Raw genomic sequence first — 5,655 nt, 5'->3', positions numbered from 1 at the left:
CTGCGCTGCCACCCACATCTTGCAAAGTTGTGACGTGGAACATACGACGGGCCCGGCTACGCGTCAATTACACAGGGTGTGCACAAAAGTAACTAAAGTTACCGACTAGTAGCTTGATCTTCCGCTGAAGGATGTTGCCCGAGTGAAACATTCACTTTCGAAGGATCCTCCTCAGAGCTGCTCGTGCACCCGAGGCGCCCCGATGCGATCGATGCGGTCGCGTCCCCAGGCGCCCAGCGGCTCCAACGCGGCGTTGAGCGCGACGCCGATATCGGTCAGCCGGTACTCCACGCGCGGCGGCACTTCGCGGTAGACGGTTCTGCTGACGATGCCGTCCTCCTCCAGCTCCCGCAGCTGCTGGATCAGCATCTTCTCCGAGACTCCCGGCAGCCCCTTGCGCAGCTCGCCGAAGCGCCGCACCCCGTGATTCTCCAGCTCCCAGAGAATCAGCGCCTTCCACTTGCCGCCGACCACATCCATCGCGGCATCGATGCCGCAGAAGTACGGTCCCGATCGCTTCGTACCCACCGTCCACCTCGCTACCTGCTCACAAACCACTTGGTAAGTACCGGACAAAATAGTAGGTACTTGCCCTTGTCTCAGGCAACGAGCACGATTGGTCACAGCGCGCTGACCAGGACATTTCTCGATCCAAGGAGCTGAACCCGCAATGGCGGAGACCACGAAGACCCCGGTGACCATCTTGGGACTCGGCGCAATGGGCCAAGCGTTGGCCGCGACTCTCCTGAAAGCCGGCGTGCCGACAACCGTGTGGAACCGCACCCCCGGCAAAGACGCCGAACTCCTCGCGTCCGGAGCCGTCACCGCCGCGACCGTCGCCGAGGCGATCGGCGCCGACGGCCCGATCATCGCCGTACTGCTCGACCATGCCTCGGTGCACGCCACCCTCGACCCGGTCGCCGACCGACTGGCCGGACGGCAGCTGATCAACCTGACCAGCACCGCTCCCGAGGAGGCTCGCGAACTCGCCGCCTGGGCCGCCGGATATGACTGCGCCTACCTCGACGGCGGAATCATGGCGGTGCCGCCCATGATCGGCCAACCCGGCGCGTCCATCCTCTACAGCGGCTCCCGGGCAGTCTTCGACGCGCACCGCGAAACCCTCGAATTGCTCGCTGCCGCGGAGTACTTCGGCGAAGACGCGGGCTTCGCCTCGACCTACGACTTCGCCCTGCTCGCAACCATGTACGCCATGTTCGGCGGATTCCTGCACGGTGCGGCCATGATGCGCTCCGTGGGCGTTCCGGCGGCCGAATTCGGCCGGCGAGCCGCCGCGTGGGTCACCGCGATGGCCCAGTCCTTGCCACACCAAGGCGACGTCATCGACACCGCCGCCTACACCGATCCCGTCCAATCCATCGCATTCCACAAAGCCGCACTCGACGCGATCAACCGTGCCAGTCGCGACGCGAACGTCGCCCTCGACTTCGTCGCGCCCATGAAGACCGTCCTCGACCGCCAGGTAGCCGACGGCCGCGGTGCGCTGGGGTTCGAACGGACTTTTGAAGAACTCCTCTGACCTACCGCTTTACCGGGGTTGTCGAATTGCTCGGCTGCGGCGTGTGGCCATCTCGCGGCACGCCGAGCAACCGCACCGCCTACCGTCCTGATACAACCGGATTCCGCCGCCCCGCCCCGGCCGATATCGAATCGATGCAGCACCGCTTCGGCTATCGGTTTCCGGTGCCGTCGCGCGGGTAACACGTGCACGTCGTAAACGGGAAAGGTAAGGATTCGACCATGAGCAAACGATCATTCGACAAAGGCGACGAAGTCGAATGGAACAGCCACGGAAGTACCGCAAAAGGCCAGGTAGAAGAGGTGATAACGTCCGATACCGAGGCGGCGGGCCGGACCGTCCGGGCATCCGAAGACGATCCGCAGTACCGGGTGCGCAGTGCGAAAAGCGGCCGTGACGCCGTGCACAAACCCGAGGCGCTACGTCGGAAGAACGATTGACATAGCAAACGGAGCCGCCATGACCACGGACAAGAAAGACACGCGCGCGGAATTCGACAAAGTCGTCAACATGACGGCAAAAGAACTACGCCGGTGGCTCGACACCGACGAATCCAAGTCCGTAGGACAGAAACCGGAAGACGGCGGCGAGTCGACCGGGCACGTCAGCGGACGTCGCATCGTGGACATCCTCGAGAAGACCGAACCAACCGACGATGATTACGCGCATATGCGCAAAGTCGTCGGCTATGCGCACCGCCATCTCGAGCAGCGACCTTCCGGCGAAATCGAGAACAGCAAGTGGCGATACTCGCTGATGAACTGGGGCCACGATCCGATGAAAAGCTGACGGCAGGCACACCGGTAACCGGCGCATCCCCCGGACGCGCCCGGCCGACGGGTCGGTCCGAATACAGCGTGCCGGAAGCGAGCCAGCCAGCACCCAGGTCGCTTCGAGGCCGGGCCTACGAGTCCCCACCCCCGCCGTGGCAGTCGAGAACGGGGAGCGTAGAAGGACCGGGTGTCCTCGTCGAGTGCACACGCGACCCCGACGTGGGTCGGTACGCACTTCATCGAGGCACACGCAGATTCCACAAGGCGATCACGTGGTCGGCAAGGCCGATTCCCAAGCGGTGCCCATCCGGCGCGAAGGCGACCGGCCGCATCGATCCACCGGTCTCCGTCGGCCGGCACAGTGGGCGCGACCGCGCTATCGCTTGCCGAGGTTCCACGGTTGCGCGGTGTCGACGGTCACCGTTGACACCGCTGGTGGCCAGCTATCGGCCGTTCGCCGAGTGCCGGCCGCCGAACTCACCGCAGACCTGACCAAGCGGCGCGCGTGAACCCTGCGACATTGTAGGCAAGTGCTCGAGGCAGCGGCGCAGGAAGCCCCACCCGCACCCGACCGCCCTCGCCGACTCGCTTCCGAGCCGGCCGCAAACGTTACGTCAACCCCCCACCCGCACGTCTCCCCTTCTCGCTCGACAAAGCGCAGGTCCAGCCGCGATTTGGTCCACGCGGAGTGATCCGATAATCTTGCTGAGCACACCGGTCCGGGTGGCGGAATGGCAGACGCGCTAGCTTGAGGTGCTAGTGCCCTTTATCGGGCGTGGGGGTTCAAGTCCCCCTCCGGACACAAAAACGTGGCAAATATGCCTCAGAAATCGGGTCCGGGCGCAGCCTGGACACCCTCTTCCGAATTCCCGGCGCGACCTGCGGTTTTACCCCTTCGGGGGGTGAAAAGTGTGACCGATGACACACTGATTCCGGTCGTTCCCTCCTTCGCTGCGGCCACCGCCAGCAGTGGCCTTGACACCATGTCCCGCGTGCCCGGGCTTCCGCTGGGCAAGGTCGAGCAACCGCCGCGGCGGACGGCGGTGCACAGCATCCGTCCCGTCGATTCCAACGGCCATGTCGTCGACAAGACCGTTCTCACGGCGCTGGACTGGCGTCCTGGTGACCAGTTGTCGTGGCGGATCACAGGCGGGTTGATCGTGATCACCCGCCCCGGCTACGGCCACCGCGGCGTCACCAAGCATGGGCACCTGCCCCTGCCTGCGGCGATCCGTCGCGGCGCGGGTATCCGCGTCCACGACCGGGTCCTGCTGGCCGCCGACCCCGAGCACGCTCTGCTGGTGGTGTATCCGGCGCATGTGCTCGATCAGATCCTCGCGCATCGCTTCGCCGAGGGAGCCCACGCATGAGCGCGCGCACCGACGCCGACGTCGCCACGGTGCAGATGATGATGGAGCGGTTCGGGCTCACCCTGGCCGATCTATCGGCAGGGACCGGATCCGCCCGTGTAGTGCCGACTTTCGCCGAGTACATCCCGCAGGTGCTGGCCTCCATGCCGGAGGGGGCGACCCGGGAGCACTACGGGACGTATTGGAGCAAGATCCTCGCCCAGCCCGGATGGGGCGCACGGCGCCTGGACGAGCCGACGACCGCGGATCTGCAGGGGTTGTGCGAGGCGATCCGCGCGCAGCGGGTGATCCGCCGCAGCGACCGCGGGGGACGCGATGTGGTCCGCCATGTCATCGACGTGTTGCGGCGGCTGTACAAGCACGCCGAGGACAACCGGGTGATCGACTCGCGCGACAACCCTGCGGTCCGGTTGACCAAGCCGAAGCGCACGCGCTCGAATCGTCGTGCGTTGCAAAGCGATCTGCTGGCGCAGATCGTGCATGTGGCGGCGACCACGGGCAACGACCCTGAGCTGGATACGTTGTTGCTGCGGCTGCACACCGAGACCGGGTGCCGCCGCGGCGGGGCGCTGGGGCTGCGGCCGCAGGATCTGGATCCGGTGCAGTCGCTGGTGCTGCTGCGGGAGAAGGGCGGCACGCAGTTGTGGCAGCCGGTCTCCCCCACCTTGATGCGCGCGTTGTGCCGCCACGGCGAACAGCGCGGCGCGGCACCGAACGAGCAGCTGCTGCGCGCTCGCAACGGAAAACCCATCACCCGCCGCCGCTACAACGGACTGTTCGAACGCCTCGGCCAGCACCTGCCCTGGGTACACACCCACGGCATCTCCATTCACTGGCTGCGCCACACCACCACGACGTGGGTCGAACGCCACTACGGCCCGGCCGTAGCGAGCGAGTTCGCCCGCCACAGCCACAACGGCAGCGGCACCACCGGCATCTACACCACCGCCACCATCAACGAAGTCGCCGCCACCATCGCTCACCTCACCGGCGAACCGCATCCCTTGGCCACAACACCACCCAGCTCGAATCGGGCCCGGAGCGGTTCGGCCAACATCCCTGCCCTGGAGGGCACACGATGACCACCAGTCTTGATTCCGCCGAGGCAGCCTCGAACAACTCGTCCGATCGGCCGGAAGAATTCGTGGTCGAATCCGGACGATGGTGGTCTCGTCGCGGGGACCGGGTGGTGCCGACAGATCTGGCACGGCGTGTCGCGCTGGCCGAGAAGCAGTTGTTGTTCCATGCCTGCCCCGGAAACGATCATGTCGTGTTTCCGATCTTTCCCGCCGGGTACCGCCGGGGGGTCAACGAGCGAAAGGGAGTGATGCATATGCGCAAGACCATCGCGATCCCCTTGACAGCCCTGATCCTCACATTCGGCGGAGTCGGATAGTCGAAGCGACCCCTGCTGCTGCGACCACACAGACAGCCCAAGAAACCCGCGTCGAGGACGACCACAGTGACAAGACCGGCCTGTGGGGCCTACTCGGTCTCCTCGGCCTCGCCGGCCTCGCCGGACTCGCTCGCCGCAGAGACAACCGCACAAGCCCCACCACCGGAGCCCGCCCTCGCCAGCCCTGAGGCAGTAATCGGCCAAGGATCCCTGTCACGCGATAGGGGTTCCTTGGCCGGAACCTGCCAGCGCAACGAGCCAGCGGACTTTCGAATCCGTCTCTCCGGCTCCGCGCGAACCCACGCTCCCACCTACGGTGAGAATCGCAGCCGACGAGGTGCTCGCCGCCTCCCCTGCCCAGTCGCTGCTGATCCACATCAAGAGCAACGACCGTCATCGCCGCCGATCGCTCAATTCTCCATCCCTGCCCTGACTGCGGCCAGCGCCTGCCAGGCGATCTCGGGGTGCTCGGTCTCGGCCGGGTCGCCGAGGAACGGGTCGAGCACGACGGTGTGCGCGCCGAGTAGGCGGAGCTCGGCGAGGTCGGCGAGGATCTGGTCGATCGATCCTTCGCCG

General features: G+C 65.8%; 8 protein-coding genes and 1 tRNA gene. 8 read left to right on the top strand and 1 reads right to left on the bottom strand.

The features are described 5' to 3' along the window. Positions 1-171 precede the first annotated feature (171 nt). Entirely contained in the window at positions 172-528 is a 357-nt protein-coding gene (locus ACFU5M_RS01220; RefSeq protein ID WP_379041912.1) for a winged helix-turn-helix transcriptional regulator, read from the bottom strand. 142 nt (positions 529-670) lie between these two features. Between ACFU5M_RS01220 and ACFU5M_RS01215 the strand changes: the two genes are divergently transcribed. The 8 genes from ACFU5M_RS01215 (at position 671) to ACFU5M_RS01180 (ending at position 5,267) form a co-directional block, all read left to right on the top strand. Continuing rightward, positions 671-1,540 carry an NAD(P)-dependent oxidoreductase gene (locus tag ACFU5M_RS01215; RefSeq protein WP_379041910.1) on the top strand — a complete coding sequence of 290 codons (870 nt, stop codon included), beginning with the start codon at positions 671-673 and terminating at the stop codon, positions 1,538-1,540. 221 nt (positions 1,541-1,761) lie between these two features. Continuing rightward, positions 1,762-1,980, top strand: coding sequence for a DUF2945 domain-containing protein (locus ACFU5M_RS01210; protein ID WP_379041908.1), 219 nt, complete (start codon positions 1,762-1,764; stop codon positions 1,978-1,980). A gap of 19 nt (positions 1,981-1,999) precedes the next feature. Beyond that, positions 2,000-2,329 (top strand): DUF3140 domain-containing protein, encoded by a 330-nt coding sequence (locus tag ACFU5M_RS01205; protein ID WP_379041906.1) that lies wholly within the window; start codon positions 2,000-2,002, stop codon positions 2,327-2,329. A gap of 701 nt (positions 2,330-3,030) precedes the next feature. Next, positions 3,031-3,115, top strand: a tRNA-Leu gene (locus ACFU5M_RS01200). 109 nt (positions 3,116-3,224) lie between these two features. After that, entirely contained in the window at positions 3,225-3,683 is a 459-nt protein-coding gene (locus ACFU5M_RS01195) for a hypothetical protein (protein WP_379041904.1), read from the top strand. Beyond that, positions 3,680-4,765 carry a tyrosine-type recombinase/integrase gene (locus tag ACFU5M_RS01190; RefSeq protein ID WP_379041902.1) on the top strand — a complete coding sequence of 362 codons (1,086 nt, stop codon included), beginning with the start codon at positions 3,680-3,682 and terminating at the stop codon, positions 4,763-4,765. The genes ACFU5M_RS01195 and ACFU5M_RS01190 overlap by 4 nt, the downstream gene beginning before the upstream one ends. Next, positions 4,762-5,079, top strand: coding sequence for a hypothetical protein (locus tag ACFU5M_RS01185; RefSeq protein ID WP_379042127.1), 318 nt, complete (start codon positions 4,762-4,764; stop codon positions 5,077-5,079). Before ACFU5M_RS01190 ends, ACFU5M_RS01185 begins: the two co-directional genes overlap by 4 nt. After that, positions 5,061-5,267 carry a WGxxGxxG family protein gene (locus tag ACFU5M_RS01180; RefSeq protein ID WP_379042117.1) on the top strand — a complete coding sequence of 69 codons (207 nt, stop codon included), beginning with the start codon at positions 5,061-5,063 and terminating at the stop codon, positions 5,265-5,267. Before ACFU5M_RS01185 ends, ACFU5M_RS01180 begins: the two co-directional genes overlap by 19 nt. Positions 5,268-5,655 lie beyond the last annotated feature (388 nt).

Source organism: Nocardia sp. NPDC057455 (assembly GCF_042802775.1).
Taxonomy (GTDB): domain Bacteria; phylum Actinomycetota; class Actinomycetes; order Mycobacteriales; family Mycobacteriaceae; genus Nocardia.
This window is presented reverse-complemented; position numbering and strand designations above follow the sequence as displayed.

Excerpts from the sequence above, each read along its gene's own strand:
- ACFU5M_RS01215 (WP_379041910.1), top strand. The coding sequence starts at position 671 with ATGGCGGAGACCACGAAGACCCCGGTGACCATCTTGGGACTCGGCGCA.
- ACFU5M_RS01210 (WP_379041908.1), top strand. The coding sequence starts at position 1,762 with ATGAGCAAACGATCATTCGACAAAGGCGACGAAGTCGAATGGAACAGC.
- ACFU5M_RS01205 (WP_379041906.1), top strand. The coding sequence starts at position 2,000 with ATGACCACGGACAAGAAAGACACGCGCGCGGAATTCGACAAAGTCGTC.
- ACFU5M_RS01190 (WP_379041902.1), top strand. The coding sequence starts at position 3,680 with ATGAGCGCGCGCACCGACGCCGACGTCGCCACGGTGCAGATGATGATG.
- ACFU5M_RS01185 (WP_379042127.1), top strand. The coding sequence starts at position 4,762 with ATGACCACCAGTCTTGATTCCGCCGAGGCAGCCTCGAACAACTCGTCC.